This is a genomic window from Streptomyces sp. NPDC006476 (assembly GCF_040612015.1).
Taxonomy (GTDB): Bacteria; Actinomycetota; Actinomycetes; order Streptomycetales; family Streptomycetaceae; genus Streptomyces; species Streptomyces griseorubiginosus_B.
On record NZ_JBEXPK010000025.1, the window covers coordinates 1 to 26108 of the forward strand.

Genomic DNA, 26108 nt, shown 5'->3' on the forward strand with positions numbered 1-26108 from the left:
GCCACGCCCGCCCGCCACAGCGGCTCGTACCAGGCCCGCACCAGGTCCTGGAAGTGGAGTTCGGCGCTCGGCTGGGAGGGGAGTTCCAGCGCCCAACGGGCGTTCCAGTCCCAGACGATGGCGACTTCGGCGGTGCCGACCGCGCCGCGGACCTCCGCCAGCGCCCGCAGATCCGAACCCAGTTGGACGACGTCCCGCCAGATCTGGCTGTCCGTGCCCGCGTGCGGGAGCATCGCGGAGTGCCACTGCTCGGCGCCCGCCTTGGCCGCCCGCCACTGGAAGTAGGCGATGCCGTCGGCGCCCCGGGCCACGTGGGACAGGGCGTTGCGGCGCAACTCCCCCGCCGTCTTGGCCCGGTTGACCGGCTGCCAGTTGACCGCGCCGGTGGAGTGCTCCATCAGCAGCCAGGGGCCGCCCGCCAGCGAGCGGACCAGGTCGCCGCTGAGCGCGATGTCGATCTGCGACTCGGGGTCGGCGGATTGGAGGTAGTGGTCGTTGGAGACGATGTCCAACTGCGGGGCCCAGCGCCAGTAGTCGAGGGCGTCGAAGTTGTACATCACCATGAAGTTGGTGGTGGCCGGGGTGTCCGGGGCCGCCTCCCGCAGGACGTCGCGCTCCGCCTCGTACAGCGAGAGCAGGGCGTCGCTGCAGAAGCGGCGCCAGTCGAGCTGGTGGGTGGGGTTGGGGACCGCGCCGGTGGCCCGCGGCGGCAGGATCTGGTCCCAGTCGTAGTACCACTGGCTCCAGAAGGTGGTGCCCCAGGCGTGGTTGAGGGCGTCCAGGCTCGCGTACCTGTCCTGCAGCCAGTCGCGGAAGGCCGCGGCGCTGGTGTCGCAGCAGCACTCGGCGTTGTGGCAGCCGTACTCGTTGTGGACGTGCCACATCACCACGGCCGGGTGGTCGGCGTAGCGCCGGGCCAGTTCGCCGGTGATCCGCAGGGCCGCCTCGCGGTAGGCGGGGCTGGACGGGCAGAACGTCTGGCGGCTGCCGTACGACAGCCTGCGGCCGTCCTTGTCGACCGGCAGGGCGTCCGGATGCGCGACGAAGAACCAGGCCGGCGGGGCCGCCGTCGGGGTCGCGAGGTCGGCGGCGATGCCGTGGGCGTGCAGCAGGTCGAGGATGCGGTCGAGGCGCGAGAAGTCGTAGGTGCCCTCGGAGGGCTCCAGCAGCGCCCAGGAGAAGATGTTGACGCTGACCATGGTGACCCCGGCCTCGGCCATCAGGCGCATGTCCTCGGCCCAGACCTCCTCGGGCCACTGCTCCGGGTTGTAGTCACCGCCGTAAGCGATGCCCGGCACGTTCAGGGCGCGGCTCACTTCGCGGCTCACCTCCCGGCTCCCGACAGCAGACGGCGCGTGGTGGCCACGCCCCACTCGTCCAGGGACAGCAGTCGGTCGCTGGAGGCCATCAGGCCGCCGGTCGCCGCCACGTGCGCCGCCCAGCGCTCGCGCGTCTCCACAGCCGGGCGGGCCATCAGGCAGTCCGGGTCGTTGATCCAGAACCGGCCGTGCTGCCACTGGCGGCCGGCGCCGGTGAACTCGGCGGGGTCCTGGCCGGGCTGGCTGTAGTCGTCCGCCTCGGGGCGGCGGTGCGGGGCCGTGTCGGGGCTCACCCGCATCGCGTCGAACAGGCCGATGGAGGGCAGGATGGGCGCCCCGCAGCCGAGCAGGTACGCGTCCGGGCCGATCGCCTCACGGATGAGCTCGATCCCCGAACGGTACGCCGTCAGCGCGTCGACGGAGGCGTGCCGTACGCCCTCCAGCGCGCCCGCGTAGAGGAAGTCGACCTTGAAGTAGTCGTAGCCCTCGGCGCGCAGGGTGCGGAAGACCTCGGTCAGGTAGGCCGCCGCCTCGGGGTGGGTGGTGTCCAGCACCCGCAGGTCGTGGCCCCAGTTGCGGCCGGCGTGCGTGAAGCCGCCGTCGGTGTCGTGGACCAGCCAGTCGGGGTGCTCGGTGGCCAGTTCGCTCGCCGGGTCGACCAGGAAGGGGGCCGTCCAGATACCGGCCCGTCGGCCGCGCGCCCGGATGGCGTCGGCGATGCCCGCACGGGAGCGGAAGCGGCCGGAGAGGGTGAGCCAGTCGCCGAGGGCGCTCTGGTAGCCGTCGTCGATCTGCACCACGTCGACGGGCAGGTCGAGGGTGTCCATCGCACGGAGGTTCTCGTGGATGTCGTCCTCGGTGACCTCGGTGAAGTACTCGTACCAGGAGCACCAGACCGTCGGTGAGGGGCGCGGCGGCTCGACGCCGAGGCTCTCGGCCCAACTGCCCAGCGCCTCCTGGACGTCCGTGCCCCTCCACTCCTTCACCGCGCCGTCCGCGCTGACCTCCGCGAGGCCGTCCGTCACCGTCAGACGGATCGACGGAACCTCGCCCGTGGGGTTCACGGCCGCCCAGAGCCGGGTCGGCGAACCGTCACCGGGATCGAGCGCCAGCAGGCCCTCGCCCTGGAAGACGCCCTCGGGAACGGTGACGCCCGGGCGGTAACAGACCGTCGCCCAGTTGTCGTTGGTCGGGCGGTACGGCTTCTCACCGAGGGTGTAGGCGCCGCTGGGGCTCCAGGACTGCCAGCCCTCCTCGTGGACACGGGCGTTGGCCGGATCCACGGGGACGGAGGCGACGGGGGTGAAGGGGTGGTGCACGGGGGTCTCTTCCATGTGAAGGGCTCGGCGTCGAGGGGGTCAGCCCTTGTTGGCGCCGAGGGTGAGGCCGCTGACGAACTGGCGTTGCAGGACGAAGTAGACGATCAGGGTGGGGATCGCGGTGAGGAGGGCGCCGGCGGCGACGAGGTTGGGGTCGGTGAAGTACTGCCCGGAGAGGTTGTTCAGGGCGCTGGTGATGGGCATGTTCTCGCCGGTGGAGATCAGCACGATGGCCCAGAAGAAGTCGTTGTAGATCCAGATCGACAGCAGGGTGGCCAGCGCGGCCATGGCGGGCTTGCACAGCGGCAGCACGATCTGCCAGTACATCCGCCACACGGAGGCGCCGTCGACGAGGGCGGCCTCGGTCAGTTCGTGCGGCAGCATCCGCATGTAGTTGGACAGGACGAAGGCGCAGAAGCCGGACTGGAAGGCGACGTGGATGAGGACCAGGCCGAGGGCGGAGTCGTAGAGCTTGCCGCTCATCGTGATGCCGGGCAGGTCGATGAGCAGGTACATGCGGTACAGCGGGGTGATGATGACCTGCTGGGGCAGGAGGTTGCCGGCGGTGAAGACCAGCAGCAGGAAGAGGTTGAGGCGGAAGTCGAAGCGGGAGACGTAGAAGGCCACCATGGAGGACAGCAGCAGGGTCAGCAGCACGGCGGGCACCGCGATGATCAGCGTGTTGCCGAAGTAGTGCAGCATGTCCGACTGGGTGAAGGCGTTCTTGAAGTTGTCCAGGGTCAGCTTGCTGGGCCAGGACACATAGCCCTTGTCGCTGGTCTCCGCATAGGGGCGCAGGGCGGCGTAGATCGCCCACAGCAGCGGCGCCAGCCAGGCCAGCGACGTGGTGATCAAAAACGCGTGCAGCAGGATCCGGGCGGGGCGCACGGGCGTGCGCTGTTTGGTGATGACAGCGGTGCTCATGCCTGGCGCTCCTTGCGGAAGGTCGCGATCAGGTAGGGGATGATGACCGCGAGGGAGATCACCAGCAGGACCACGGCGATCGCGGAGCCGTAGCCGATCCGGCTGGACTCGCCGATGATGTTGTTGGTGATCAGGATGGACAGCAGTTCGGTGCCCTGGGCGCCCTTGTTGAAGACGAACACCAGGTCGAAGGCGCGCAGCGCCTCGATGATCGTCACGACGAGGACGACGGTGTTGGTGGGGCGCAGGGTGGGGAAGATGACGTTCTTGAACGTCTGCCACTCGTTGGCGCCGTCCAGGGCGGAGGCCTCGCGCAGGGAGGGGTCGACGCCCTTCAGGCCGGCCAGGTAGAGGATCATCATGTAGCCGGTGTGCCGCCAGGACGCGGCGACCAGCACGGCCCACAGGTTGAGGTGGGGGTCGCCGATCCAGTCGATGTAGTGGCCGGGCTTGTTGGCGCCGATGATGCTGTTGATCAGGCCGGTGTCGGGGTTGTAGACCAGCTGCCACACGAACCCGGTGACCGCGAGGGAGACCACCACGGGCAGGAAGTAGGCGGTCTGGTAGACGCGGGAGAAGCGGATCTTCTTGTCCAGCTGGACGGCGAGGAAGAGCCCCATCGGGGTCGGGATGCAGATCAGCACCACGAACCAGATGATGTTGTGCTGGACCGCGGGCCAGAACTGCGGGTTGCTGGTGAACAGCTGGTGGAAGTTCTGCAGGCCGACCCATTTGATGGAGTCGAAGCCGATGCCGTCCCAGCTGGTGAAGGCCAGGACGATGGAGGCGAGGGCGGTGACCCAGACCAGGGCCACGTGCAGGATGGTGGGCACGCCCGCCATGAAGGCGAGCGTGAGACGGTCCCGGCGGGTCAGCAGGCGCTGATGGCCCCGCCGGACCCGCTGGGTGACAGGCGCGTGCCCCGGAGGCGGCACGGCCGCCTCCGGGGACTTCGTGTTGGTGTCGATGCTCAAGATGGCCGCTCAGCTCACGAAGACGCGAAGATCTGCTTCTTCTGGCGTTCGATGGACGACAGCAGGTTGTCGATGCCCTTGGGGTTCTGCAGGAACTTCTGCAGACCCGGCTGCATCACCGTGGAGGTGAAGTCCGGCCGCGAGTCACGGTCCATGAACTGCGTCAGCGACTTGGCGCCGCTGATCATCGTGTACGCCTTCTTCTGCAGCGGCGTGTACGAGGAGGTGTCGGCCTTGCTGGAGGCGGCCACCACGCTGGAGTCGGCCTTGAGGTAGATCTGCTCGGCCTCCGGCGTGCCCAGGTACTCCATCAGCTTGGTGGCGCCGGCCTTGTTCTTGGGGGCCTTGGAGACCATGAAACCGTCGGTGGGCGCCTCCACCGTGTCCTGCCCGAACGCCGAGTTCATCTCGGGGAAGGCGAAGAAGTCCAGGTCGTCCGCGTCGGCCTTGTTGGTGAACTGCTGCGCCACGAACGTGCCCAGCAGGTACATGCCCGCCTTCTTCGACACCAGCGTCTGCGCCGCGTCCTGCCAGGTGCGGCCCATGAAGCCGTCCTGGTGGTAGGGCAGCAGCTCCGACCAGTGGTCGAAGACCGCCTTGACCTTCGGGTCGGTCCACGACTCCTTGCCCGCCATCAGCGACTTGTGGAAGTCGTAGCCGTTGAGACGGAAGTTGATCTGGTCGAAGGTGCCCATCGCCGGCCAGGCGTCCTTGTCACCGAACGCGATCGGGACCAGCCCGTCCTTCTTCATCTGCTTGCACAGCGCGACCAGCTGGTCCCACGTGGTCGGGATCTGGTAGCCGTGCTGCTGGAAGACGCTCTTGCGGTAGAACAGCGCCCACGGGTACGTGTACAGCGGCACGAAGTAGTACTTGCCGTCCTCGCCCTTGGACAGCTGCTTCATCGCGTCGGGGAAGTTGCCCCCGATGGTCTGCCACACGTCGTCGATCGGCGAGGCGAGGTTCTTGGCCGCGAAGAACTGCATGCGGTAGCCCGCGAACCAGGTGAACACGTCGTCCGGCGTGCCCTGCAGATACGAGTTGATCTGCTCCTGGAAGGTGTTGTGGTCCTTCGTGTTCACGTCGACCTTGACGCCCGTCTTCTTCGTGAAGGCGGCGTAGATCTCCGCGAACGCCTTCTTGGGCACCGCGTCGGAGGAGTTGGAGCCGAGGCTGACGGTCTTGGCATCCGACGAACTGCTCCCGCTGCTGCCACAGGCACTCAGCAACGGGATACCCGCACCGGCAAGCAGCGCGGCACCACCCACACCACGCAGCACACTGCGCCGGCTGGGCGAAGGAAGAGAGAGGCCCGAGGGGGAGAGGTCCATGTACGGCTCCTGAAGGCAGGGTTCGGCCGCCACTGCGCCACGTCGAAACAAGTCGAAACCGACCAGAAATCAACTCGACCGAACATCGTGGCGGTAATAACAGCCCCATATCCGGTCATGGGTCAAGAGCTGCCCTAGAGCTTTGTGGAAACGTAACCGACACACTTGTGATCATCCCGTTCGGGCATTCGAACAGATCGGGACGCAGGGTGACTTACTGGATACGCACAGTCTTCGAGACCGTCACCTGATCAATGTCGGATGTCCTGACCGTGACGTTCATCGTCCAGGTCCCGGCGAGGGGCAGGGTGACCGAGTTGGTCCCCCAGTAGCCGCCCTGATCGGTGAGTTTCGCGTCGAGCGGGCCGACCTTCTGGGCGGGCAGGGTGAACGAGAGCCGCAGCTCGGGGATGCTGACGATGCCGTCGTCGGGGCCGAAGACCACGGCCTGCACGGAGTTGTCGCCGACTCGGCCCGGGTCGAGGGTGATCTGCACCTTGCCGTGCGCCCCGGGCGTGCCGACGTCGAAGGGCACCGTCGTGACGGAGGCCGCGGGCAGCCCGCCCGCGGTCGCGGGGGCGGCCTCCGCCTCGGCCGCCGCGCGTCCCGGCAAGGTGCCGCCGAGCACGGTGGTGATCACCAGCACGACGACGCCGACGGCGACCTCGGCGAGCACCGACCGGCGGAGGTTGCGGCGCGGGGCGGAGCCGTCGGCGGCGATCGCGGGCGCGTCCGGCGCGTCGGGCAGCGGCGGGCCGCCCACGGGCTCCGGCACCCGTTCCCGTACGACCGTCTCGGCGCCCGCGGTGACCAGCCGGGCCGTCCAGCGGCGCGAGACCTGCGCGGCCGCCAGCAGCAGCACCACGGCGGCCAGCTTGACGAGCAGCAGACGGCCGTACGTCGTCCCGGTGAGCGCGCTCCAGGAGCCGAGGCCGCGCCAGGACTGGTAGACGCCGGTGGCGACCAGGACGGTCACGCAGACGAAGGCCACGCGGGAGAAGCGGGCCACGACGAAAGCGGGGACCTCGGTGCGGTGCAGCTGGATCAGCAGCGCCGTGAGGCCGCCCAGCCAGACCGCCATGGCCAGCAGGTGCAGCACCGTGGACACCATCGCCGCGGGCACCTGGATGCCCGCCGAGGCGTGTTCGGCGGCGGCCCAGGTGAGGGCGAGGGCCACGGTGAAGGCGGTGGCGGCGAGGAGCGGGAGGCGCGGAGTGCCCCGGAGGGCACCGGGAACGGGGCTGTCGGGCTCCTGGAGGGCCTGGCGGGGGGCCGGCGTCCCCTGGGCGCCCGGAGGCTCGGTGGAAGCCTGTGAGGGGTCCTCACGTTCTGCGCCCTCGGACCGGGTGCCGGACTCGCCTGCGTCCTGCCTGCCGGCCGGCGGCTCCTCGCTCCCGCCGCGCCCGGCCTCCTCCGCCCCTGCCGTCGGCAACAGGCGCGCCCGCGCGGGGTGTTTGCGAAGCAGTACGTACGCAACGGCCGCGAGCAGCAGCAGGGTGAGCCGGGCCAGCAGGGCCAGGCCCGGACGGCCGGTGAGGGTCCGGGTGAAGGCGGCCGTGTCGAAGGCCGTCGCCGGGCCCGTGCCGTTCTCGTACGGGGCGCGCAGCACCAGCAGGCCCACGGTGGTGCCCAGCAGGATCCACCAGCCCACCACCAGCGGTTTCCGCAGCGGGCGCATGTCCGTCGGGCGGCACAGCAGGACGAAGGCGGCCGTGCCGATCACCAGGGCCACGGCGAGGTAGGCCAGATAGCGGCCGATGTTGTACAGGCTCTGGGTCGCCGGGTTCTCGACGGGACCCGTGTCGGCGCTCGCCGTCGTCGCGGAAGGTTTGCCGACGGAGAAGGTGAACGCGCCGCCCACGGGGTGGCTGTCCGCCGACACCACCCTCCAGGCCACCACGTACGTCCCCTGCGCCAGCTTCGCCGGCAGGGTCACGCTCGCCGTGTCGGAGCGGCCCTGCGCGTGCCCGGCCTCGCCGATGCGGACCCGGCGGTTGTCGGGGTCGAGGACCCGGAAGGAGTCGTCGAGCAGGCCGACGGACTCGGTGAAGGTGAGGGTGATGCGCTGCGGGGCCGACTTCAGGACCGTTCCGTCCTCGGGGTCGGTGGACTTGAGGGCCGCGTGGGCCGACGCGGCTCCCGCGCCGCCGAGGACCAGCAGGAGGAGGGCGCCCAGCAGCACCAACCCCCTGAGCCCGCGCCGGTCGAGTCGCCGGAGCCCCCGGCCGTCCACACCCTCACACTCCACGTCGTCTCTCCGTCGTCGGACTTGCCGCCTTCCCGACAGGTACGGACGCGAGCCGCCGTGTGCTCACCACGTGGGCCGTGCGCACACCCCGCCGTCGACGAGCAGATCGTGCCCGGTCACCCAGGAGGCAAGCCGCGAGGCCAGGAACACGCAGGCGTCCCCCACGTCCTCCGCCCGCCCCAACCGCCCGAGCGGCACGGCCCGTTGCCACCGCTCCACGCCCTCCGGCCAGGCCTCCTCCAGCCCTTCACGTCCGATCAGACCGGGCGAGACGGTGTTGACGCGGATGCCGAACCGCCCGTACTCCAGCGCCGCCGACCGGGCGTGCATCACGACGGCCGCCTTGGAGGCGCTGTAGTGCGCGTGCAGCGCGGCCGGTTGGCGCGCCTCGATGGAGGCGATGTGGGTCACGGACCCGCCGTCCCGCTCCCGCATGACCTCCGCGGCGGCCTGCGTGCAGGCGAACACGCTCGACAGGTTGGTGTCCACGACCGCCCGCCAGTCACCGGCCGTCATCCCGGGCAGTTCCTGGGTCGGCTGTACGGCCGCGTTGTTGACCAGCGCGTGCAGCCCGCCGCCCCACTCGGCCGCCTCGCCCACCACCCGCCGGCACACGTCCTCGTCGCTGAGATCACCTCGCAGGACGACGGCCCGGCCGCCCGAGTCCTCGATCCGCGCGGCCAGTTCACCGGCCGCCTCCACCGCCGTACGACAGTGGACGGCGACCGCCGCCCCCTCCTCGGCGAACCGCAGCGCGATACCTCGTCCGATGCCGCCGCCCGCGCCGGTGACCAGGGCGACCTGTCCTTCGAGCAAGCTCATGGACGGCACAGTCCCGCGATCTGGGCCGCCCGGTCGGGATAACGCGCCGTGAGAGCGGCCGCGTCCCCGTGCTCGTAGCCCTCGAAGGTGAATCCGGGCGCCATCGTGCACCCGAACAGGGTCCACGACGCCCCACCCGCGAGGACCCGCCCGCCCATCCAGGTGCCGGCCGGCACGGTGAACTGGATCTGCTGGCCCCCCAGTACGTCCGGTCCGAGGACCGTCGTCCGGGAGGTGCCGTCGGGGGCGAGGAGGAGGAGTTCGAGCGGGTCGCCGAGGTAGAAGTGCCAGATCTCGTCGGTCGGCAGGCGGTGGAGGGCGGAGAAGTCGTCCGCCGTGAGCAGCGCGACGATCGCCGTCCCCTCGGGCCGTCCGTCGGGTCGCTCGGGTCCCGCCCAGGTCTGGCGGAACAGGCCGCCCTCGCGCGGGATCGGCTCCAGGCCGTAATGGGTGATGAGCTCTTCGGGAGTCACCCGGGGAAGGCTACCGTCCGGTCGAGAAATGCCAGTTGAGCCGTCTTCTCGGGCAGGTGCACGTCGGGGAGGTCGATCTCCGGCAGCACGACCACCGGGCCCGCCTCGAAGCCCTGCCGCAGGAAACGGGCGATCGCCTTCTCGTTGCGCACATCGGGGTCGACGACGATCCGGCGCCGGCCGAGCCCCGGCAGGACGTACGCCGTCACGGCCGTGAGCAGCGAACCCGACCACCCGGACCGGGCACCGCCCTCCCCCGCCGGCGCGAGCAGCAGATGGACCCCGATGTCCCCGTCCCGCACCTCGTAGCACTCGCTGACACGGTCGGCCTCCGGCTCGTAGGTCTGCAGCAGCGCCACCGGGTCGCCGTCCCTGACGACCAGGAAGGCGTGATGGGTGGCGAGAGGGGCCATGTGCGCGTAGATCTCGGCGACCTGCTCCCGGCCGAGCCCGTTCATCCCCCAGAACACGGCCCGCTCCTCGCTGACCCAGCGATGGACGACCTCCGCGTCCGCCTGCGGGTCCAGCGGCAGGACCCGGACGGTGCCGAAACCGTCCAGCCGCTGCTCGTGGACGGCGGCTCGGGCCTCGTACGGATCAGACATCGCTCTCCTTGGTGAGCTGCTCGAAGTCGGTGACGACCGGGAGGAGATCCCCCTCGACCCACCGGGGGAGTTGATCGCGGTGGTGGGGCGAGCCGGGCACCCCGGAGGCCCCGAAGGGCACCACCCACCGGCTGTCCTCCCGCCGCGCCAGGTCCCACACGTAGCGGGCGGCGGGGCCTCGCGCGCTCAGGTCGGTCAGCCCGGGAACGGCCGAGGTGCACAGCACACAGTCGTGGTCGCCGGAGAGACCGGGTTCGTCGTACGAGGAGGTGGTGAGCGCCCGCCACGGGGCGAGCCGATGGCTCGCGCCCCAGGGAGCGGCGGGCGGCCGGGCGGCCACCTCCTCCAGGGCCGCCGCCACCGCAGCGGGCCGGTCGACGCCGTACAACTCCTCGGCGCGCAGCAGGTGTTCGAGGGCGAAGGCGATGCGGGGGAGCAGGGCGAGCCAGGGGAGGAGGACCTCCGGGTAGGCGGGCGGGACCGCCAGTGCGGCGAAGGCGGGGTGTGCGGCGAGATGCCGTACGACCGCTCCGCGCACGGCCGCGTAGCGGGCCGCGTCGGTGCTGTCCGCGTCCATCCGGCGGTTCCAGGCCAGGAGACGGTCGCGGAGGGCGGCGGCCGCGGGGGACAGGTCCGTCAGGGCCGCGAGGTGGTCCAACAGGGGTGCGGCGGAGGCGAGATGGGTGTCCCGGTGGATGGCGGGCATGTCGGCGGCCGACCAGCGGTCCTTCCCCGCGAGCAGGGCGGCGATGCGGTCGGCGCGGTGGGGCGGGGCGAACTCGACACCGAGGGGGGTGGCGAGACCGCGCTGGTTGGCCATCACCGCGATAGCGCCGGTGAGTTCGGCGCAGGGTGTCCCGTGCCGGCCGCGCCACTCGTGGCCGGGCTCCCAGGCGGGGACGAGGCGGGTGCGGTTGGCCTCGGAGCGCAGGGGGACGTGGCCGGCGACCCGGTGCAGGACTCCGCCCTCGGTGTCGGCGGCCAGGACGACGTTGACGGGCTCGGCCCACAGGTCCAGGGCCTGGTCGACATCGGCGACCCGGCGGGCCCTGAGGAGGGGGAGGAGGGCGCCGAAACCGAGGTCCTGGGTCACCCGGGGCGGATAGCGCAGGGCGAGCGCCAGGGGTTCGTCGTCCGGCACCCCGCCCTCGAGCCCCTCCGGGCCCCCGGCGATCACCGGCCCCCGTTCCGTCTCGAGCACCTCGACCTCGACGGGCGCCTCCCCCGCCACCGCCACGGTCTCCACCTGCCTCGACGCCCGCCGCCACTCCCCGTCCGGGCCCAGGGCCTCCACACCCGCGCCCGTCCGCCGGAGCCGCTCCCGGTAGAGGTCCTGGTAGTCGGCCATGGCGTTGGTGATGGCCCAGGCGACCGTGCCGGTGTGGCCGAAGTGGGCGATGCCCGGGACGCCGGGGACGGCGAGGCCGACGACGTCGAAGTCGGGACAGGAGAGATGGATCTGCTGGTAGACGCCGGGGTCCTCGATGAAGCGGTGCGGGTCGCCGGCGATCACCGCGTGCCCGGTAGTGGTCCGCGCCCCGCCGACCAGCCAGCCGTTGCTGCCGGCGGTGGCGGGCCCGTCCGTGGCGAACAGGGCCACCGACGCCGGCCCCAGGTGCCGTACCGCCTGCTCGCGCCAGAGTTTCGCCGGGAACCCAGCGAACAGGATGTGCGTCGCGAGCCAGACGCCGAGCGGGGTCCAGGGCTCCCAGCGGCCGGGGGCGAGGCCGGTCCGGGCGAACTCGGGGGCGGTGGTGGCGGTCAGTTCCCGGTTGACGCCGTCGACGTACGCGGCCACCCACTCCGCGGTCTCCGGGTCCCGTTCCTCCAGGGCCGTCCAGCAGCGCCGGGCGGTGTCGTCGAGGCGGGCGCGACGGGCGAACACGTCCCAGGACAGCGCCTCAGGCCCCAAGAAGGAGGCCGAGGTGCCCTGGGCACGGTGCCGTTCGACCTCCAGCTGCCAGGCCCGGTCCCGGGCGGTCACCACCCCCTGCGCGCGGGCGAGTTCACGGACGCCGCCGGCCCGCAGATGCGGAATGCCCCATGCGTCCCGGTGGATCTCGGTCGCCACCCTGCCCCCAACTCTTAGGTAAGGCTTGCCTAATATTCTGTGCCCGAATCGTACGGGAGCCGTGCGGGGTCGATGAGGCAGGGGGCCGGGCCCCGCGCTCACGTGGAGCTCCGCCCCGTACCGAGGCATGATCGGTGGCATGGACGTCACCCTTCACCTCGCCCAGGACCCCGCGGCCGACGCGCTCCTCGGGCGGTCCCCGCTCGCCGCGCTGGTCGGGATGCTGCTGGACCAGCAGGTCCCGATGGAGTGGGCGTTCAAGGGACCCCGCACCATCGCGGACCGGCTCGGCGCCGACGACCTGGACGCGCACGAGATCGCCGCGCAGGACCCGGAGGCCTTCGCCGCGGTCCTCTCCGAGAAGCCGGCCGTGCACCGCTACCCCGGTTCGATGGCCAAGCGGATCCAGCAGCTGTGCCAGTACCTGGTGGAGCACTACGACGGCAACGCCGAGCTGGTGTGGAAGGGCGTGGCCGACGGGCGTGAGCTGCTGCGGCGCCTGGAGGAGCTGCCCGGCTTCGGCAGGCAGAAGGCGCAGATCTTCCTCGCCCTGCTCGGCAAGCAGCTGGGCGTGACGCCCGAGGGGTGGCGGGAGGCCGCCGGGGCCTACGGCGAGGCGGAGTCCTTCCGGTCCGTCGCCGACATCACCGGACCCGAGTCGCTGGGGAGGGTGCGGGCACACAAACAGGAGATGAAGGCGGCCGCCAAGGCCGCGAAGTCGGCGAAGTCGGCCGGGACATAGGGGCCGGTCGACCGGCCCCCAGAGGTGGCGCGGCATCCCGCGGCGGTCCATGCGTGAAACATGACCGACCCGCCGACCACTGCCCCTTGAGGGGCGCAGCACGACGACCGCAAGCCCACGCCACCGCGCCCTGCCCCGCCCCGGGCACGCACGCACCGGAACCGCTCTTCGAGGACCCCCTGCACGCCCTCTCCCAGGCCGCCTGGCAGGTCGTCCTGGTCATCGGCGCCGCCTCCCTGCCCCTCGGTGTCCTGGTCCTCGTCCGCCCGGGCGCTCCCTCCTCAAGACCGGCGCTCTGTTCGGCCTCTACCTCCTGATCCGGCGGCGTTTTCCAGCTCGTCGCGGCCTTCGGCACCCGCCCCCATCCGACCGGTCGCGGGCGGTGTGGCCGACATCGTCACCGCGTTCCGCACCCCGCGCCTGGCGGAACGGGTCCTGCGCGCGGTGTAGCCCGTACGGGCGGATCCGGTGCCCGACAGGTCGATCACTGGGCGTGTCGGGGCAGACACCTGGCGTGAGCGCCGCACGACACCTCCGCCGCAGCCGCACCTGGCTGCGGGTCCTCGTGCTGCTGCTCGCCCTCCTGGTGCCCGGCGAGACGCACACGGCCGCTGCGGTCCCGGTGTCGGCCGAGTGCGTCCAGTGCGACGCGGCCGAGGCGGCCCTGCCTCCCGTGGTCCGCGCCGCAGCCCGGGCGGTCGTACCCCTGCGGCCCGCGCCGCTGCCGGACCCGGCTCCCGACGAGCCCGGGGTGCCCGCGACGACCGTCCTGCCCCGGGCACCGCACGCCCTGCGCACCGTGGTCCTGCGCTGCTGACAGACCCCGCTCCGGGAAGAGTCAGCAGCTACGCGAGGAACACAGCCATGCCCACCGACCCGTACGCGGTCCTGCGCGCCCTGCTGCGCGCCGAGGCCGCGCGCAGCGCACCGAAACCGGAAGTGAAGCGACCGGAGCCCGAGCGGTCCCCGCAGGAACGGGACCGCTGACCCGACGGCCCGGCGGGGTCAGCGCCTCCGCCGGGCCGTCCCGAACAGGGAGCGGGTGATCTCGCGCCCGATCTGCGTGCCGACGGAACGGGCCAGCGACTTGAACATGCCGCTGTCGACGACCTGTTCGACAACGGACGGCTGGGGTTGGGACTTCGGCGCCCGGGCCGCCTCCCTCATCTCGTCCGGCCCCTTGGCACCAGCGGGCTTGCCGGACGTCAGCTTCTCGTACGCCGACTCCCTGTCCACAGCCTGTGCGTAACGTCCGTACAGCTGCGAGGACCTCACCGCCTGGTCGAGGGCGCCCGCGTCGACGGGGCCCATCAGGGACCCGGGGGCGCGCAGCCGTGTCGCCGCGACCGGGGTCGGGGCGCCCTTCTCGCTGAGGACGGTCACGACGGCCTCGCCCGTGCCGAGCCCGGTGAGCAGCTCCTCCAGGTCGTAGGCGGAGTTGGGGAAGGTCTTCACCGTGGCCTTCAGGGCCTTCTGGTCGTCGGGCGTGAAGGCCCTGAGCGCGTGCTGGACGCGGTTGCCGAGCTGGCCGAGGACGTCGGACGGTACATCCTTCGGAGTCTGGGTGACGAAGAAGACGCCGACCCCTTTCGAGCGAATCAGCCGGACGGTCTGGGTGATCGAGTCCAGGAAGGCCTTCGAGGCGTCGTCGAAGAGCAGATGCGCCTCGTCGAAGAAGAAGACCAGCTTCGGTTTGTCGGCATCGCCGACCTCGGGCAGGTCGTGGAAGAGATCGGCCAGCAGCCACATCAGGAAGGTGGAGAACAGCTGCGGCCTGTCCTGCACGGCGGGCAGTTCCAGGACCGAGACCACGCCCCGCCCGTCCGGCGCCCTCCGCAGCAGGTCGGCCGTGTCGAACTCCGGTTCCCCGAAGAAGTCCGCCATGCCCTGCGCCTCGAAGGCGGTCAGGGAGCGGAGGATGACGCCGGCCGTGGCGGTGGACAGCCCGCCGATGGTCTTCAGCTCCGCCTTGCCCTCGTCGGAGGTGAGGAAGGCGACGACCGCCCTCAGGTCCTTCAGATCGATCAGTTCCAGCCCTTTCTGGTCGGCGTAGTGGAAGATCAGCCCGAGGGACTGCTCCTGGGTCTGGTTGAGCTGGAGCACCTTCGACAGCAGCACCGGGCCGAAGCTGGTGATCGTGGCCCGTACGGGGATGCCGTGACCGAGTCCGCCGAGGGCGTAGAACTCGGCCGGGAAACCGGCCGGCGTCCAGTGCTGATGGACCTCGGCGGCGCGTCCCGTCACCCGGTCGTTCGGCTGCCCCGGCGCGGAGATCCCGGACAGGTCGCCCTTGACGTCGGCCAGGAACACCGGCACGCCCTGCGCCGAGAGCTGCTCGGCGATCAGCTGGAGGGTCTTGGTCTTGCCGGTGCCGGTGGCGCCCGCGACCAGGCCGTGGCGGTTGAGCATCGGCAGCGGGATGCGGACCTGCGCGTCCGGCAGACAGGTGCCGTCCCAGAGCAGGGCGCCCAGGTCGAGGGCCGGTCCCGAGAAGGCGTAGCCGGAGGCGATCTCCAGGGCCTCGCGGGGCAGGGCGGGCGCGCTTCCGGGTGCCTCGGGAGCGGTGGCCTCAGGCATGGTCTCGCTGTCACTCATCTCGGACCCCAGTTCCCTTATGCCCGGCTTTGCGACGTCTTTTCCAGCGTCGCACTCCGGCTCCATGGCTGCGCCCGGAACGTCTGGACCGGTAGGCTTTCCGTGTGATCTTCAAGCGCATCGGAAACGGCCGGCCGTACCCCGACCACGGCCGGGAAAGCACCCGGCAGTGGGCGGACGTCGCGCCGCGCCCGGTCCGCCTCGATCAGCTCGTGACGACCAAGGGGCAGCTCGACCTGGAAACCCTCCTGGCCGAGGACTCGACCTTCTACGGCGATCTGTTCGCCCATGTCGTCAAGTGGCAGGGCGATCTGTACCTGGAGGACGGCCTCCACCGCGCGGTGCGGGCGGCGCTCCAGCAGCGCCAGGTACTGCACGCGCGCGTGCTCGAGCTGGACTGACGCGCACCGCGGTGAGGCGGTTCGGTAAAGGCTTGGCCCTTTCGGGTTCACCTGTGCGGCGTCGAATGATCATCTAGTAGGCATCGTCGCTCAGGCGCACTACGCTGCGCTCATGAGCATGCTGACTCCCCCGGGCATGGGCGGGAAGTACCGGATCACGGGGGACAAGTACCCACGGATGCGACAGCGCCGCAGGCGCGGTCGGCTGGTGCTCGCCGTGGTGGCCTCCGTCGTCGCGCTCGGGGTGATCGGCTGGGGCACGCTGCAGCTCATCGACGTCTTCACCGGCGGCGGCAAGAAGGCGTCCGCCGCGGGACCCAAGTCGGACTGCTCCACGCGGGTGAGCGCGTCGGCGAAGGCTTCCGGCTCTCTGCCGAAGCCCGCGCAGATCACCGTGAACGTCTACAACGCCACCACCCGCAGCGGGCTGGCCAAGAGCACGGCCGACGAGCTGCGGAAGCGCGGCTTCAAGATCGGCGACGTGGGCAACGCGAGCAAGGACTACGACAAGAAGGTCAAGGGCGCCGGGATACTGCTCGGCCCCGCGTCCGCGGTGAACACCTCGCTGCCCGTGCTCGGCACGCAGCTGGTCTCCGCCGAGAAGCGCACCGACACCCGCAAGGGCACCGACGTCGACCTGATCATCGGGGACGCGTTCAAGAACCTCACGGCCAAGGCGGACGCCGACAAGGCGCTGGCCGCGCTGTCCGGTGCCTCACCTGTGCCGGCGTCCTCGAAGAAGGGCTGCTGAGCTTCGCCTTCGCGCCGTAGGGGTGCGGCCGTTCGGCGGGTGCTGGTCCGTTGTGGCTGATCGCGCCCACGCGGCGGTAGCCGCACATTCGACACAGCCCCGCGCCCCTGCAGGGGCGCGACAGGTGCCGCCTATTCAGCCGCTCCGTACAGACGATCCCCGGCATCTCCCAGGCCCGGCACGATGTAGCCGTGCTCGTTCAGGCGCTCGTCCACCGCCGCGGTGACGACCGTGACCGGCGTGCCGGCCAGTTCGCGTTCCATGAGTTCGACGCCCTCGGGGGCGGCCAGCAGGACCACGGCCGTCACGTCGTCCGCGCCGCGCTTGATCAGCTCCTGGATCGCGGCCACCAGGGTGCCGCCCGTGGCCAGCATGGGGTCCAGGACGTAGACCTGGCGGCCGGAGAGATCCTCGGGCATGCGGGAGGCGTACGTGGACGCCTGCAGCGTCTCCTCGTTGCGGATCATGCCCAGGAAGCCCACCTCGGCGGTCGGCAGCAGCCGGACCATGCCGTCCAGCATGCCGAGGCCGGCCCGCAGGATCGGCACGACCAGCGGGCGCGGCCGGGACAGCTTCACACCGGTGGTCCGGGCGACCGGGGTCTCGATGTCGATGGCCTCCGTGCGCACGTCGCGCGTGGCCTCGTAGGCGAGCAGGGTGACCAGCTCGTCGGCGAGACGGCGGAAGGTCGCGGAGTCCGTGCGCTGGTCGCGCAGCGTGGTGAGCTTGTGGGCGACCAGGGGGTGGTCGACGACGTGGAGACGCATGACCTAACAGTAACCGCGCTCGGGGCGCCCTCGCGCTGGCATCAAACCGCCCATCAGGGGGAAAGTGGGAGAGACGCACGTCGGGGTGGTGAGCCTATGCCTGAGCCTGAGTCCCAACAGGACGCGTCACAGCAGCAGACCGACGCCGAGCGCAGGCGCCGCAGGGCCCAGTTCCTGCGGGAACGCGCCGAGGCACGTGAGTTGCGGGACCGCGTGCAGCCGCGGCGGGCCAAGGTCGCCCGGCTGCGCCACGCCATGCGCATGCGCACCTTCCGCTGGTAGCCGCGGCGGCCCCGGCAACCCGCGGTAAGGGGCCACCGGGTGCGTGCGCACGGGATTCGCCGCGTACGATCCCGCTGGTGGTCGATCAAAACGGGCGGACACAGGGAGCCGAAGACGTCCCCTGAACGCCTTGTTTCTGCCACGATTCCGAGTGGGTGGGGCTCGGCCCTGGCTTTCCCCGCCCAAGCCTCCGCCGGGGGGACCCCCAACCGGCACACCTATGACCAGTGGGAGAGTCACGGTGTACTTCGCCGCACTGCTCGCGCGCACCGAAGACGGGTGGGAAGCGAGCGACACAGAGCTCCTCGACAATGTGGAGACGCTGTCGGATCTGGCCGACCTCGCACGGGAGGCCGCGGCCGAGGACGACACGGTGCTCGTTCTGATCGAGCAGGAGGACGCCTGGTTCGGCGTCGTCCGCATCGACGGCGAGGACGACCCTCGTATCTACGTCTCGGACGCCGCCGCCGCTGCCCGCAGCAGTTACGGCGAGATCCTGCTCACCGACGAACTGCTCGGAAGGGAGCCCGGCGACGACGGCCCCGACCTGGACGCCCTCGACCTCGACGGCACCGAGGACGGGGAGGACGAGGACGACGGCGAGGACGACGACGCCCCGTCCGCCGAGACGGTGCCGCACAGCCCCGTCGGCGACGCCGAGATCCTCGACGACCTCGGCGTCAGCGCCAAGGAGCTGCGCTCCCTGGACGAGGACGCGCTGACCGCGATCGCCGAGTCCCTCGGCGCCTCGGAGGTCCTGGAGACCGTCCGCTGACGGCGACGGACCCCGTACGTGACCGCTGGCGGGCCGCGATGCGGCTCGCCCTGACCGAGGCCGGACGGGCGGGCACCGATGTGCCCGTGGGCGCCGTCGTCCTGGCCTCGGACGGTACGACCGTGCTGGGCGCCGGGCACAACGAGCGTGAGGCGAGCGGCGATCCGACGGCGCACGCCGAGGTCCTCGCGATCCGCCGGGCCGCCGCCGACCTCGGCGAGTGGCGGCTCGCGGGCTGCACGCTCGTGGTCACCCTCGAACCCTGCACCATGTGCGCGGGCGCGATCGTGCAGTCCCGGCTCGACCGGGTGGTCTACGGCGCCCGCGACGAGAAGGCCGGCGCGGCCGGATCCCTCTGGGACGTCATACGCGACCGGCGGCTCAACCACCGTCCCGAGGTGATCGAGGGCGTGCTCGCCGACGACTGCGCCCGGCTTCTCACCGAGTTCTTCCGCGGCCGCTGAATACCGATTTCTGAGCACGCCTCGCGGTGCTGTAAGGTCTCCCTCGGTAGCGTGTCCGAGCGGCCGAAGGAGCTCGCCTCGAAAGCGAGTGTGGCGCAAGTCACCGAGGGTTCAAATCCCTCCGCTACCGCTCCTGAAGGGCCCCGTCGAAAGACGGGGCCCTTCGTGCGATCATGTGCGGTCGTTGGGCAAGGAAGTGACCTGGGGAGGCCGCGATGGCGGTGAACGCGAAGAAGATCGCCGTCTATGTGCTCGTGGTCTTCGCCCTGTACGTGATCATCACGGACCCGGCCAAGGCGGCCGACTACGTCCAGATAGGGTTCGAGGGCATCTCGGACGCCGCGAAGGCCATCGGTGACTTCTTCACCTGGATCGCCGACGGGGCCCACTAGCCAGGAGCGCAGATGATCCGCCACCTCGTCCTGTTCAAGCTCAACGAGGGCGTCGAGCGCGACGACCCGCGGGTCGTGGAGGGCGTCGAGGCCTTCCGCTCACTGGACGGCAAGATCCCCGAGATCCGCTTCTGGGAGCTGGGCTGGAACCTCAGCGACCGCCCCATCGCCTACGACTTCGCCATCAACTCCGGGTTCGAGGACACGGCCGCGCTGCGCGCCTACGTGGAGCACCCGGAGCACCAGGCCGGTGTGACCCTGTGGAAGGAGTTCTCCACCTGGGTGATCGCCGACTACGAGTACTGAGCCCGGATGCTCCATGAACCGAGCCTCCCGCCGCGACGGCGGGAGGCTTTCGTGGATCTTTTGCACCAACTTGCCCCTCAACACGGCGTAACACATCGTTATGCGGTGCTTGCACACAGTGCACATGTCTTGTGATGCTATGACCGCTTTTGACGGATGAGTTGATCGATGAAGAGGTGGCGTTGACCGTGTCGGCCAGTACTGCGCCTCCCCAGGAAGCCGTCGCCGAAGCCGTCGTGGAAACCGTCGTGGAAGCCGTCACGGAGCCCCCGGTGGCCCCCGCCGCCGCGCCGCGCAGCCGCGGCGCCGACACCAGGGCCCTCACCCAGGTGCTCTTCGCCGAGCTCAAGGAGCTGCGGCCCGGCACCCCGGAGCACGACCGGGTGCGCTGCGCGCTCATCGAGGCCAACCTCCCGCTGGTGCGCTACGCCGCCGCCCGCTTCCGCTCCCGCAACGAGCCGATGGAGGACGTCATCCAGGTCGGCACCATCGGGCTCATCAACGCCATCGACCGCTTCGACCCGGACCGGGGCGTGCAGTTCCCGACCTTCGCCATGCCGACCGTCGTCGGGGAGATCAAGCGGTACTTCCGGGACAACGTCCGCACGGTCCACGTACCGCGTCGGCTGCACGAGCTGTGGGTACAGGTCAACAGCGCGACGGAGGACCTGACCACGGCGTTCGGGCGCTCCCCCACCACCGCAGAGATCGCCGAGCGGCTGCGCATCACCGAGGAGGAGGTGCTGTCCTGCATCGAGGCCGGCCGCTCCTACCACGCCACCTCGCTGGAGGCCGCGCAGGAGGGCGACGGGCTGCCGGGACTGCTGGACCGGCTCGGCTACGAGGACCCGGCCCTGGACGGCGTCGAGCACCGCGATCTGGTCCGGCATCTGCTCGTCCAACTCCCGGAGCGCGAACAGCGAATCCTTCTGCTGCGCTACTACAGCAATCTCACCCAGTCGCAAATCAGCGCGGAACTCGGGGTCTCGCAGATGCACGTATCCCGCCTACTCGCGCGTAGCTTCCAGCGGCTGCGATCCGCGAATCGGATCGAGGCATAAGAGGCGCACGGGCGCACGCTCCGGAACACACCGGAACGCCCCAGTTCGCAAGCAGGATCGAGTCGTAACCGGTACGAGCGAATCGCTCACCAGGGATGTTCCCGACCGTTCTCTGCCGAAAAACGCTCAGACCCCCTCTTTCCAGGGCCGTTTCGTATCTCGCATGTCGACATGTCACTACAGCGTGTTGCCGACATGTGACATTCTTCCGCCAGTGCGTTTGCCGCGGCTTCGGCTCCGGTATTCAGGTGAAGGCTGAACTCCTCACCAGGGGAGGCTCGGCCGCGACCGTCCCGCGACCCAAAGGGGGTGGCATGTCCGCAGATCAGGGCAGCTCGAAGGTGCTCACGCTCACGAAGAGCGAGACCGCGCCCGACGCCGTTCTCGACGACGTCACGGTCCTGGAGGCCGTGCCGGCCCCGGCCCTTCCGGCCTCCTCGGAGGCCATCGACACCCGCACCCTGTCCCGCTCCCTCTTCCTGCGGCTTGCCACGCTGGACGAGAACAGCCCCGAGCGCATGTACGTCCGGGACACCCTGATCGAGCTCAACCTGCCGCTCGTGCGGTACGCGGCGGCCCGGTTCCGCTCGCGCAACGAGCCGATGGAGGACATCGTCCAGGTCGGCACGATCGGGCTGATCAAGGCGATCGACCGGTTCGACTGCGAGCGGGGCGTGGAGTTCCCCACCTTCGCGATGCCGACGGTCGTCGGGGAGATCAAGCGGTTCTTCCGCGACACCTCGTGGTCGGTGCGGGTGCCGCGCCGACTGCAGGAGCTGCGCCTGGCCCTCACCAAGGCCAGCGACGAGCTCTCGCAGAAGCTGGACCGCTCCCCGACCGTCCCCGAACTCGCCGCCGTGCTCGGCGTGTCCGAGGAGGACGTGGTCGACGGCCTCGCGGTCGGCAACGCGTACACCGCGTCCTCGCTGGACTCGCCGGCCCCGGAGGACGACGGCGGCGAGGGCTCGCTGGCGGACCGGCTGGGCTACGAGGACACGGCCCTGGAGGGCGTCGAGTACCGCGAGTCCCTGAAGCCCCTGCTGGCCAAACTCCCGCCCCGGGAGCGGCAGATCATCATGCTCCGCTTCTTCGCGAACATGACCCAGTCGCAGATCGGCGAGGAGGTCGGCATCTCGCAGATGCACGTCTCCCGCCTGCTGACCCGCACGCTGGCCCAGCTGCGCGAAGGCCTGATCTCGGACTGAGAGCGGAACGGAACCCGGGGGTTCCTTTTTGACAGAGCGTCAGCCACCATGGCGCGATGCTGCGAGCGACTCCCGGGACGACATGGACACGTGGCCGTCGAGGCGCCCTGATCGGCGCGTCGGCGGCCGTCGTCTGTCTGGGCGCCGCACTGGCGGCGTGCGGGGGCGGCGGGCGCGAGGGCTATGTCGCCACGGGCGCGGTCGGCGGTCCGCAGGTCTCCGGTGCGGCGGCCCCGACGGGCGGGGTGACGCTGGTGCCGCTGGAGCGGCCCCGGGCCACACCGGGCGGGAGCGGGGCGCCGACGACGGCGACGGCGACGGGTGAACGGGACGCGGGCGCGGGGAGTGTGGACGCGCCGGGCGGCACTGCGGCCGCGGGGACGCCCGGCGCGCAAGGGGGCTCCTCGACCGGCGGCACCAAGCCCGGTCGTACGACGCCCGCTTCACCGCCCTCGACGACAACTCCCGGTCCGACGGCCCCCGTCGGGCCCGCCGCGCTGAGCTGGGGCGAGCCGGTCCGCACGGCCACCGACCAGCGGTGGTGCGAGGACGTCGAGCTGACCTTCGCCAACTCGGGCGGGACCGCGGTGCGTTCGGGCACGGTGACGTTCGGGACGCACATCATCGGGCTGCTCGGCATCGACTGGGGCACGGTCGAGTCGGCCGAGCCGCTTCCGGTGCCGATCGGGGCCGGGGCGCGCAAGGAGAAGACCTGGACGGTGTGCGTCGACGCCTGGCGCGTGCCGCTGGGCATGCACGTCGAGACGCGGGACGTCACCGTCCAGTGGAAGTAGCGCGCCCGAGTTACATCAGGGCGAGCCAGGCCACGGCGGCGACGACCGCGACGGCCACGACGACGCCGACGATCAGGCCGATGCGGGGGCCCGCGGGGGCGGGGGCCTGCTGCTGCCGGCCCTGCGGTCCCTCGTCCACGAACGCACGGAACATCTGCGTGCTGCCGGCGGGGTCGTAGTTGCCCTGGGGGTTCTGGGGGTTAGCCATAGCCCGAGACCCTAGCGAATAGCCGAGGGGGACCCAAGTGGGGGCCCTCCGGCCCCCGCGTCCCGCCCCACCTGCGTGTTTACTTTCGCAATACTTGTCTTTGCCAAGTTTTTATGCCGATCACACCTTATTTGTTTGCCTGCAGCAACCAACAACTTCTATGGTTGCCCCAAGCAACGAATGCGGGAGGTGTGATGGCCGAGCGGGTGCAGTACGAGGAGTTGTTGCGCCAGTTCAGCGCCTTCGGTGCCGTGAAGCGGGAGATCGGGCGGATCATGCCGTCCGACTGCCCGAGCGGCAGCGCCGCCGTGCTGACCCTGCTGGGCCGCTTCGGCGACATGCGCATGAGCAAGCTGGCCGACCTCCTCGCCGTGGACATGTCGGTCACCAGCCGCCATGTCGCGCACCTCGCGGAGCGCGGCTGGATCGACCGCTCCCCCGACCCGGCGGACAAGCGGTCCCGGATCCTGCACCTCACCCCCGCGGGCCTCGCCCGTCTGGAGGCGCTGTCCGAGCGGACCACACAGCTGCTCGCCGAACGGCTCGCCGACTGGAGCGACGAGGAGCTCGCCCAGCTCACCGGCCTCATGGCCCGGCTGCGCGCCAGCTTCGACGACAGCCGCGTCGCCGCGCTGCCGCCCCGGCTCCCGCCGCCCGCCCCCGCACTCGACCCGACCACCCGTACACCCGCGAGCACCTAAGAAAAGGAAACCCATGGCAACGACCACACCAGCCGGTGTGCGGGCTCATGCCAAGCACGGGGGAGGTGCCTCCGCCGGCAGCGCCCCGATGACGCACCGGCAGATCATGGAGGCGCTCTCCGGGCTGCTGCTCGGCATGTTCGTGGCGATCCTGTCCTCCACGATCGTCACCAACGCCCTCCCGCACATCATCGGCGACCTCGGCGGCGGCCAGTCCGCCTACACCTGGGTCGTCACCGCCTCGCTGCTGGCGATGACCGCGACCACGCCCCTGTGGGGCAAGCTCGCCGACCTGTACAGCAAGAAGGCGCTCGTCCAGATAGCCCTGGTCATCTACGTACTGGGGTCGATGGCCGCCGGCCTCTCGCAGAACCCGGGCATGCTGATCGCCTGCCGTGTCGTACAGGGCATCGGCGTCGGTGGTCTGAGCGCGCTCGCGCAGATCGTCATGGCCGCGATGATCTCCCCGCGTGAGCGCGGCCGTTACTCCGGCTACCTCGGCGCGACCTTCGCCGTCGCCACCGTCGGCGGCCCGCTGCTCGGCGGTGTCATCACCGACACCTCGTGGCTGGGCTGGCGCTGGTGCTTCTACGTCGGCGTCCCCTTCGCCGTCATCGCGCTGATCGTGCTGCAGAAGACCCTGCACCTGCCCGTCATGAAGCGGGACGTGAAGGTCGACTGGGCCGGCGCGTTCTTCGTCGCCGCGGCCGTCTCGCTGCTCCTGGTCTGGGTCACATTCGCCGGTGACAAGTACGACTGGATCTCCTGGCAGACCTTCGCCATGGTCGGCGGTTCGATCGTCCTCGGTCTGGTCTTCGTGCTCGTCGAGTCGAAGGCCCGGGAGCCGATCATCCCGCTGCGGCTGTTCCGCAACCGCACCATCACGCTGGCCTCGCTGGCCTCGCTGTTCGTCGGTGTCGCGATGTTCACCGGCACGGTGTTCTTCAGCCAGTACTTCCAGCTGGCCCGCGACAAGTCCCCGACGATGTCGGGTGTGATGACCATCCCGATGATCGGCGGACTGTTCGTCTCCTCCACCGTCTCCGGGCAGTTCATCACCCGCACCGGCCGCTGGAAGGCCTGGCTGGTCAGCGGTGGCGTCCTGGTCACGGCCGGCCTCGGCCTGCTCGGCACGATCCGGTACGACACGGCGTACTGGAAGATGGCGATCTTCATGGCCCTGATGGGGCTCGGCATCGGCATGATGATGCAGAACCTGGTGCTGTGCACACAGAACCAGGTCGCCCCGTCCGACCTCGGCTCGGCGAGCTCCACGGTCACCTTCTTCCGCTCGCTCGGCGGTGCGGTGGGCGTCTCGGCGCTGGGCGCGGTGATGGCCCGCCGGATCACCCACTACGTCACGGACGGCGTCGCCGCCCTCGACCCCAAGTACCGGGCTGCCCTGTCCGGTTCCAGCTCCTCCGCGGACGGCATCCCGGACCTGAACAAGCTGCCGGCCCCGATCCGCACGCTCATGGAGAGCGCGTACGGCCACGGCATCGCCGACGTCTTCCTGATCGCCGGCTGCCTCGCGGCCCTCGCGTTCCTGATCACCCTGTTCATCAAGGAGGTCCCGCTGAGGACCAAGGGCGCCCTTGCGCAGGCCGCGGACGCGGAGCGGACGCCGGCCGAGGTGGAGACCCCTTCGGCGGCTCCGGTCGCCGTGCAGGCTCCCGCCGCCGAGCACGTCCCGAGCTGGGCCGTGTCCGACACGGAGGCCACGGAGGCCGCCGCCGACGGCACGCAGAAGCTCGCCGCCGTGGCCACCATCGCCCGGCCCGAGGCGACCGAGGGCTCCGGCGGGATCCCGGTGCGCGGCTTCGTGCGCGGCGCCGAGAGCGCGCCGGTGCCGCAGGCGGCCGTCACGCTGATCTCGCTGGCCGGACGGCAGCTGGGCCGCTCGGTGACGCAGGGGGACGGTTCGTACGCGGTGGACGCGCCGAGCGTCGGGTCGTACGTCCTGATCGCCTCCGCGGACGGGTTCCAGCCGCAGGCGTCCACGGTCGTGGTGAACGGTGAGCCGGTGTCGTACGACATCCTGCTCAGCGGCACCAGCGGGCTGAACGGGCTGGTGCGGGCCGCGGAGAACGGGCTGCCGGTCAAGGACGCGATGGTCATCGTGACCGATGTGCGCGGGGATCTGCTGGCCACCGGAAACACCGGTGAGCAGGGCGAGTTCTCCTTCGCCGAGCTGGTGCCGGGGCAGGTCACCGTCGCCGTGAACGCCGCCGGGTTCCGGCCGCGGGCGCTGCCCGTCGAGGTCGGCGGGGCCGGGGTGACCCGGATCGAGGTCGACCTGGACTCGGGGGCGCAGCTGCAGGGTGTCGTACGGGCGCCGCACGGGCCGCTGGCCGACGCGCGGGTCACGCTGGTCGACGTGGCCGGCAACGTCGTGGGGACCGCGACCACCGGGGCGGACGGGGCGTACGCCTTCACCGACCTGAACAGCGGCGACTACACGGTCATCGCGACCGGCTACCCGCCGGTGGCGACGGCCCTGACGGTGAACGGCCGCGGGGTCGACGACCACGACATCGAACTGGCCCACCCGGCCGAGTAGTTCGAACCCGGCCCGTGG

The 26108-nt window shown here is 70.7% G+C and carries 28 protein-coding genes, 1 tRNA gene and 1 pseudogene; 17 read left to right on the forward strand and 13 right to left on the reverse strand.

What is annotated here, in order from left to right:
* The 10 genes from ABZZ74_RS26845 to ABZZ74_RS26890 form a co-directional block, all read right to left on the reverse strand.
* On the reverse strand, positions 1-1316 hold a 1316-nt coding region (locus tag ABZZ74_RS26845; protein WP_356769298.1), incomplete at its 3' end, for a beta-galactosidase.
* Positions 1317-1324: 8 nt separating this feature from the next.
* A complete protein-coding gene (locus tag ABZZ74_RS26850; protein ID WP_356769300.1) occupies positions 1325-2638 on the reverse strand; it encodes a glycoside hydrolase family 36 protein in 1314 nt (437 codons plus the stop codon).
* Between the two features lie 39 nt (positions 2639-2677).
* The gene (locus ABZZ74_RS26855) at positions 2678-3562 is read right to left on the reverse strand and encodes a carbohydrate ABC transporter permease (RefSeq protein WP_356769088.1); all 885 of its coding nucleotides are present in this window, start codon (positions 3560-3562) and stop codon (positions 2678-2680) included.
* Entirely contained in the window at positions 3559-4536 is a 978-nt protein-coding gene (locus ABZZ74_RS26860) for a sugar ABC transporter permease (protein ID WP_356769090.1), read from the reverse strand. The genes ABZZ74_RS26855 and ABZZ74_RS26860 overlap by 4 nt, the downstream gene beginning before the upstream one ends.
* A 14-nt stretch (positions 4537-4550) precedes the next feature.
* A complete protein-coding gene (locus ABZZ74_RS26865; RefSeq protein ID WP_356769092.1) occupies positions 4551-5867 on the reverse strand; it encodes an ABC transporter substrate-binding protein in 1317 nt (438 codons plus the stop codon).
* Between the two features lie 214 nt (positions 5868-6081).
* Complete coding sequence (locus ABZZ74_RS26870; RefSeq protein ID WP_356769302.1) at positions 6082-8049, reverse strand: copper resistance protein CopC; 1968 nt, start codon at positions 8047-8049, stop codon at positions 6082-6084.
* 129 nt (positions 8050-8178) lie between these two features.
* On the reverse strand, positions 8179-8937 hold the full coding sequence (locus ABZZ74_RS26875; protein WP_356769094.1) for an SDR family NAD(P)-dependent oxidoreductase: 759 nt from the start codon (positions 8935-8937) through the stop codon (positions 8179-8181).
* Positions 8934-9410, reverse strand: coding sequence for a cupin domain-containing protein (locus ABZZ74_RS26880; protein WP_356769096.1), 477 nt, complete (start codon positions 9408-9410; stop codon positions 8934-8936). The genes ABZZ74_RS26875 and ABZZ74_RS26880 overlap by 4 nt, the downstream gene beginning before the upstream one ends.
* The gene (locus tag ABZZ74_RS26885) at positions 9407-10015 is read right to left on the reverse strand and encodes a GNAT family N-acetyltransferase (protein WP_356769098.1); all 609 of its coding nucleotides are present in this window, start codon (positions 10013-10015) and stop codon (positions 9407-9409) included. The genes ABZZ74_RS26880 and ABZZ74_RS26885 overlap by 4 nt, the downstream gene beginning before the upstream one ends.
* On the reverse strand, positions 10008-12086 hold the full coding sequence (locus tag ABZZ74_RS26890) for a penicillin acylase family protein (RefSeq protein WP_356769100.1): 2079 nt from the start codon (positions 12084-12086) through the stop codon (positions 10008-10010). Before ABZZ74_RS26890 ends, ABZZ74_RS26885 begins: the two co-directional genes overlap by 8 nt.
* Before the next feature lie 139 nt (positions 12087-12225).
* Here ABZZ74_RS26890 and ABZZ74_RS26895 point away from each other — a divergent pair, with 139 nt between their 5' ends.
* The 4 genes and pseudogenes from ABZZ74_RS26895 (at position 12226) to ABZZ74_RS26910 (ending at position 13815) form a co-directional block, all read left to right on the forward strand.
* A complete protein-coding gene (locus ABZZ74_RS26895) occupies positions 12226-12828 on the forward strand; it encodes an HhH-GPD-type base excision DNA repair protein (protein ID WP_356769102.1) in 603 nt (200 codons plus the stop codon).
* 60 nt (positions 12829-12888) lie between these two features.
* Positions 12889-13184, forward strand: a pseudogene (locus tag ABZZ74_RS26900) (DUF308 domain-containing protein); the annotation flags it as partial.
* A 158-nt stretch (positions 13185-13342) separates the two neighbouring features.
* Positions 13343-13645, forward strand: coding sequence for a hypothetical protein (locus tag ABZZ74_RS26905; protein WP_356769104.1), 303 nt, complete (start codon positions 13343-13345; stop codon positions 13643-13645).
* Between the two features lie 47 nt (positions 13646-13692).
* The gene (locus tag ABZZ74_RS26910) at positions 13693-13815 is read left to right on the forward strand and encodes a hypothetical protein (protein ID WP_356769106.1); all 123 of its coding nucleotides are present in this window, start codon (positions 13693-13695) and stop codon (positions 13813-13815) included.
* A gap of 18 nt (positions 13816-13833) precedes the next feature.
* Here ABZZ74_RS26910 and ABZZ74_RS26915 read toward each other — a convergent pair whose 3' ends face one another.
* Positions 13834-15423, reverse strand: a complete 1590-nt coding sequence (locus ABZZ74_RS26915; RefSeq protein ID WP_356769108.1) for a helicase HerA-like domain-containing protein — start codon at positions 15421-15423, stop codon at positions 13834-13836.
* Between the two features lie 104 nt (positions 15424-15527).
* Here ABZZ74_RS26915 and ABZZ74_RS26920 point away from each other — a divergent pair, with 104 nt between their 5' ends.
* The gene (locus ABZZ74_RS26920) at positions 15528-15824 is read left to right on the forward strand and encodes a type II toxin-antitoxin system VapB family antitoxin (protein ID WP_003999914.1); all 297 of its coding nucleotides are present in this window, start codon (positions 15528-15530) and stop codon (positions 15822-15824) included.
* A 112-nt stretch (positions 15825-15936) separates the two neighbouring features.
* A complete protein-coding gene (locus ABZZ74_RS26925) occupies positions 15937-16575 on the forward strand; it encodes a LytR C-terminal domain-containing protein (RefSeq protein ID WP_356769110.1) in 639 nt (212 codons plus the stop codon).
* Between the two features lie 131 nt (positions 16576-16706).
* Here ABZZ74_RS26925 and upp read toward each other — a convergent pair whose 3' ends face one another.
* Entirely contained in the window at positions 16707-17342 is a 636-nt protein-coding gene (gene upp, locus ABZZ74_RS26930) for a uracil phosphoribosyltransferase (protein WP_356769112.1), read from the reverse strand.
* 96 nt (positions 17343-17438) lie between these two features.
* Here upp and ABZZ74_RS26935 point away from each other — a divergent pair, with 96 nt between their 5' ends.
* The 9 genes from ABZZ74_RS26935 to ABZZ74_RS26975 all read left to right on the forward strand — a co-directional run bounded on the left by ABZZ74_RS26935 (position 17439) and on the right by ABZZ74_RS26975 (position 22621).
* Entirely contained in the window at positions 17439-17624 is a 186-nt protein-coding gene (locus ABZZ74_RS26935) for a hypothetical protein (protein WP_133049738.1), read from the forward strand.
* Between the two features lie 241 nt (positions 17625-17865).
* On the forward strand, positions 17866-18399 hold the full coding sequence (locus ABZZ74_RS26940; RefSeq protein WP_356769304.1) for a hypothetical protein: 534 nt from the start codon (positions 17866-17868) through the stop codon (positions 18397-18399).
* A 38-nt stretch (positions 18400-18437) separates the two neighbouring features.
* The gene (gene tadA / locus ABZZ74_RS26945) at positions 18438-18863 is read left to right on the forward strand and encodes a tRNA adenosine(34) deaminase TadA (RefSeq protein WP_356769114.1); all 426 of its coding nucleotides are present in this window, start codon (positions 18438-18440) and stop codon (positions 18861-18863) included.
* A 45-nt stretch (positions 18864-18908) separates the two neighbouring features.
* A tRNA-Ser gene (locus ABZZ74_RS26950) sits at positions 18909-18993 on the forward strand.
* An 85-nt stretch (positions 18994-19078) separates the two neighbouring features.
* Positions 19079-19255: a hypothetical protein gene (locus ABZZ74_RS26955; protein WP_165955203.1), complete on the forward strand. Its 177-nt coding sequence runs from the start codon at positions 19079-19081 to the stop codon at positions 19253-19255.
* A 12-nt stretch (positions 19256-19267) separates the two neighbouring features.
* On the forward strand, positions 19268-19561 hold the full coding sequence (locus tag ABZZ74_RS26960; RefSeq protein WP_356769116.1) for a Dabb family protein: 294 nt from the start codon (positions 19268-19270) through the stop codon (positions 19559-19561).
* Between the two features lie 164 nt (positions 19562-19725).
* Positions 19726-20622, forward strand: coding sequence for an RNA polymerase sigma factor SigF (locus ABZZ74_RS26965; RefSeq protein WP_356769306.1), 897 nt, complete (start codon positions 19726-19728; stop codon positions 20620-20622).
* 314 nt (positions 20623-20936) lie between these two features.
* Positions 20937-21827 carry an RNA polymerase sigma factor SigF gene (locus ABZZ74_RS26970; RefSeq protein WP_133049741.1) on the forward strand — a complete coding sequence of 297 codons (891 nt, stop codon included), beginning with the start codon at positions 20937-20939 and terminating at the stop codon, positions 21825-21827.
* A 56-nt stretch (positions 21828-21883) separates the two neighbouring features.
* Entirely contained in the window at positions 21884-22621 is a 738-nt protein-coding gene (locus ABZZ74_RS26975) for a hypothetical protein (RefSeq protein WP_356769118.1), read from the forward strand.
* A 10-nt stretch (positions 22622-22631) separates the two neighbouring features.
* Here the strand turns inward: ABZZ74_RS26975 and ABZZ74_RS26980 are convergent, their stop codons facing one another.
* Entirely contained in the window at positions 22632-22829 is a 198-nt protein-coding gene (locus tag ABZZ74_RS26980; RefSeq protein WP_208780814.1) for a hypothetical protein, read from the reverse strand.
* A gap of 194 nt (positions 22830-23023) precedes the next feature.
* On the opposite strand from ABZZ74_RS26980, the gene ABZZ74_RS26985 reads away from it, so the two are divergent.
* Both ABZZ74_RS26985 and ABZZ74_RS26990 read left to right on the forward strand, forming a co-directional pair.
* Positions 23024-23530 carry a MarR family transcriptional regulator gene (locus ABZZ74_RS26985; protein WP_356769120.1) on the forward strand — a complete coding sequence of 169 codons (507 nt, stop codon included), beginning with the start codon at positions 23024-23026 and terminating at the stop codon, positions 23528-23530.
* A gap of 13 nt (positions 23531-23543) precedes the next feature.
* Positions 23544-26090, forward strand: coding sequence for an MFS transporter (locus ABZZ74_RS26990; RefSeq protein WP_356769122.1), 2547 nt, complete (start codon positions 23544-23546; stop codon positions 26088-26090).
* Positions 26091-26108 lie beyond the last annotated feature (18 nt).

Bases quoted from the DNA above. Each gene is read 5' to 3' on its own strand.
- ABZZ74_RS26985 (WP_356769120.1), top strand. From the start codon at position 23,024: ATGGCCGAGCGGGTGCAGTACGAGGAGTTGTTGCGCCAGTTCAGCGCC.
- ABZZ74_RS26865 (WP_356769092.1), bottom strand. From the start codon at position 5,867: ATGGACCTCTCCCCCTCGGGCCTCTCTCTTCCTTCGCCCAGCCGGCGC.
- ABZZ74_RS26990 (WP_356769122.1), top strand. From the start codon at position 23,544: ATGGCAACGACCACACCAGCCGGTGTGCGGGCTCATGCCAAGCACGGG.
- ABZZ74_RS26855 (WP_356769088.1), bottom strand. From the start codon at position 3,562: ATGAGCACCGCTGTCATCACCAAACAGCGCACGCCCGTGCGCCCCGCC.
- upp (WP_356769112.1), bottom strand. From the start codon at position 17,342: ATGCGTCTCCACGTCGTCGACCACCCCCTGGTCGCCCACAAGCTCACC.
- ABZZ74_RS26935 (WP_133049738.1), top strand. From the start codon at position 17,439: ATGCCTGAGCCTGAGTCCCAACAGGACGCGTCACAGCAGCAGACCGAC.
- ABZZ74_RS26980 (WP_208780814.1), bottom strand. From the start codon at position 22,829: ATGGCTAACCCCCAGAACCCCCAGGGCAACTACGACCCCGCCGGCAGC.
- ABZZ74_RS26885 (WP_356769098.1), bottom strand. From the start codon at position 10,015: ATGTCTGATCCGTACGAGGCCCGAGCCGCCGTCCACGAGCAGCGGCTG.
- ABZZ74_RS26910 (WP_356769106.1), top strand. From the start codon at position 13,693: ATGCCCACCGACCCGTACGCGGTCCTGCGCGCCCTGCTGCGCGCCGAG.
- ABZZ74_RS26960 (WP_356769116.1), top strand. From the start codon at position 19,268: ATGATCCGCCACCTCGTCCTGTTCAAGCTCAACGAGGGCGTCGAGCGC.
- ABZZ74_RS26970 (WP_133049741.1), top strand. From the start codon at position 20,937: ATGTCCGCAGATCAGGGCAGCTCGAAGGTGCTCACGCTCACGAAGAGC.
- ABZZ74_RS26975 (WP_356769118.1), top strand. From the start codon at position 21,884: ATGCTGCGAGCGACTCCCGGGACGACATGGACACGTGGCCGTCGAGGC.
- ABZZ74_RS26925 (WP_356769110.1), top strand. From the start codon at position 15,937: ATGAGCATGCTGACTCCCCCGGGCATGGGCGGGAAGTACCGGATCACG.
- ABZZ74_RS26875 (WP_356769094.1), bottom strand. From the start codon at position 8,937: ATGAGCTTGCTCGAAGGACAGGTCGCCCTGGTCACCGGCGCGGGCGGC.
- ABZZ74_RS26915 (WP_356769108.1), bottom strand. From the start codon at position 15,423: ATGAGTGACAGCGAGACCATGCCTGAGGCCACCGCTCCCGAGGCACCC.
- ABZZ74_RS26955 (WP_165955203.1), top strand. From the start codon at position 19,079: ATGGCGGTGAACGCGAAGAAGATCGCCGTCTATGTGCTCGTGGTCTTC.
- tadA (WP_356769114.1), top strand. From the start codon at position 18,438: ATGCGGCTCGCCCTGACCGAGGCCGGACGGGCGGGCACCGATGTGCCC.
- ABZZ74_RS26895 (WP_356769102.1), top strand. From the start codon at position 12,226: ATGGACGTCACCCTTCACCTCGCCCAGGACCCCGCGGCCGACGCGCTC.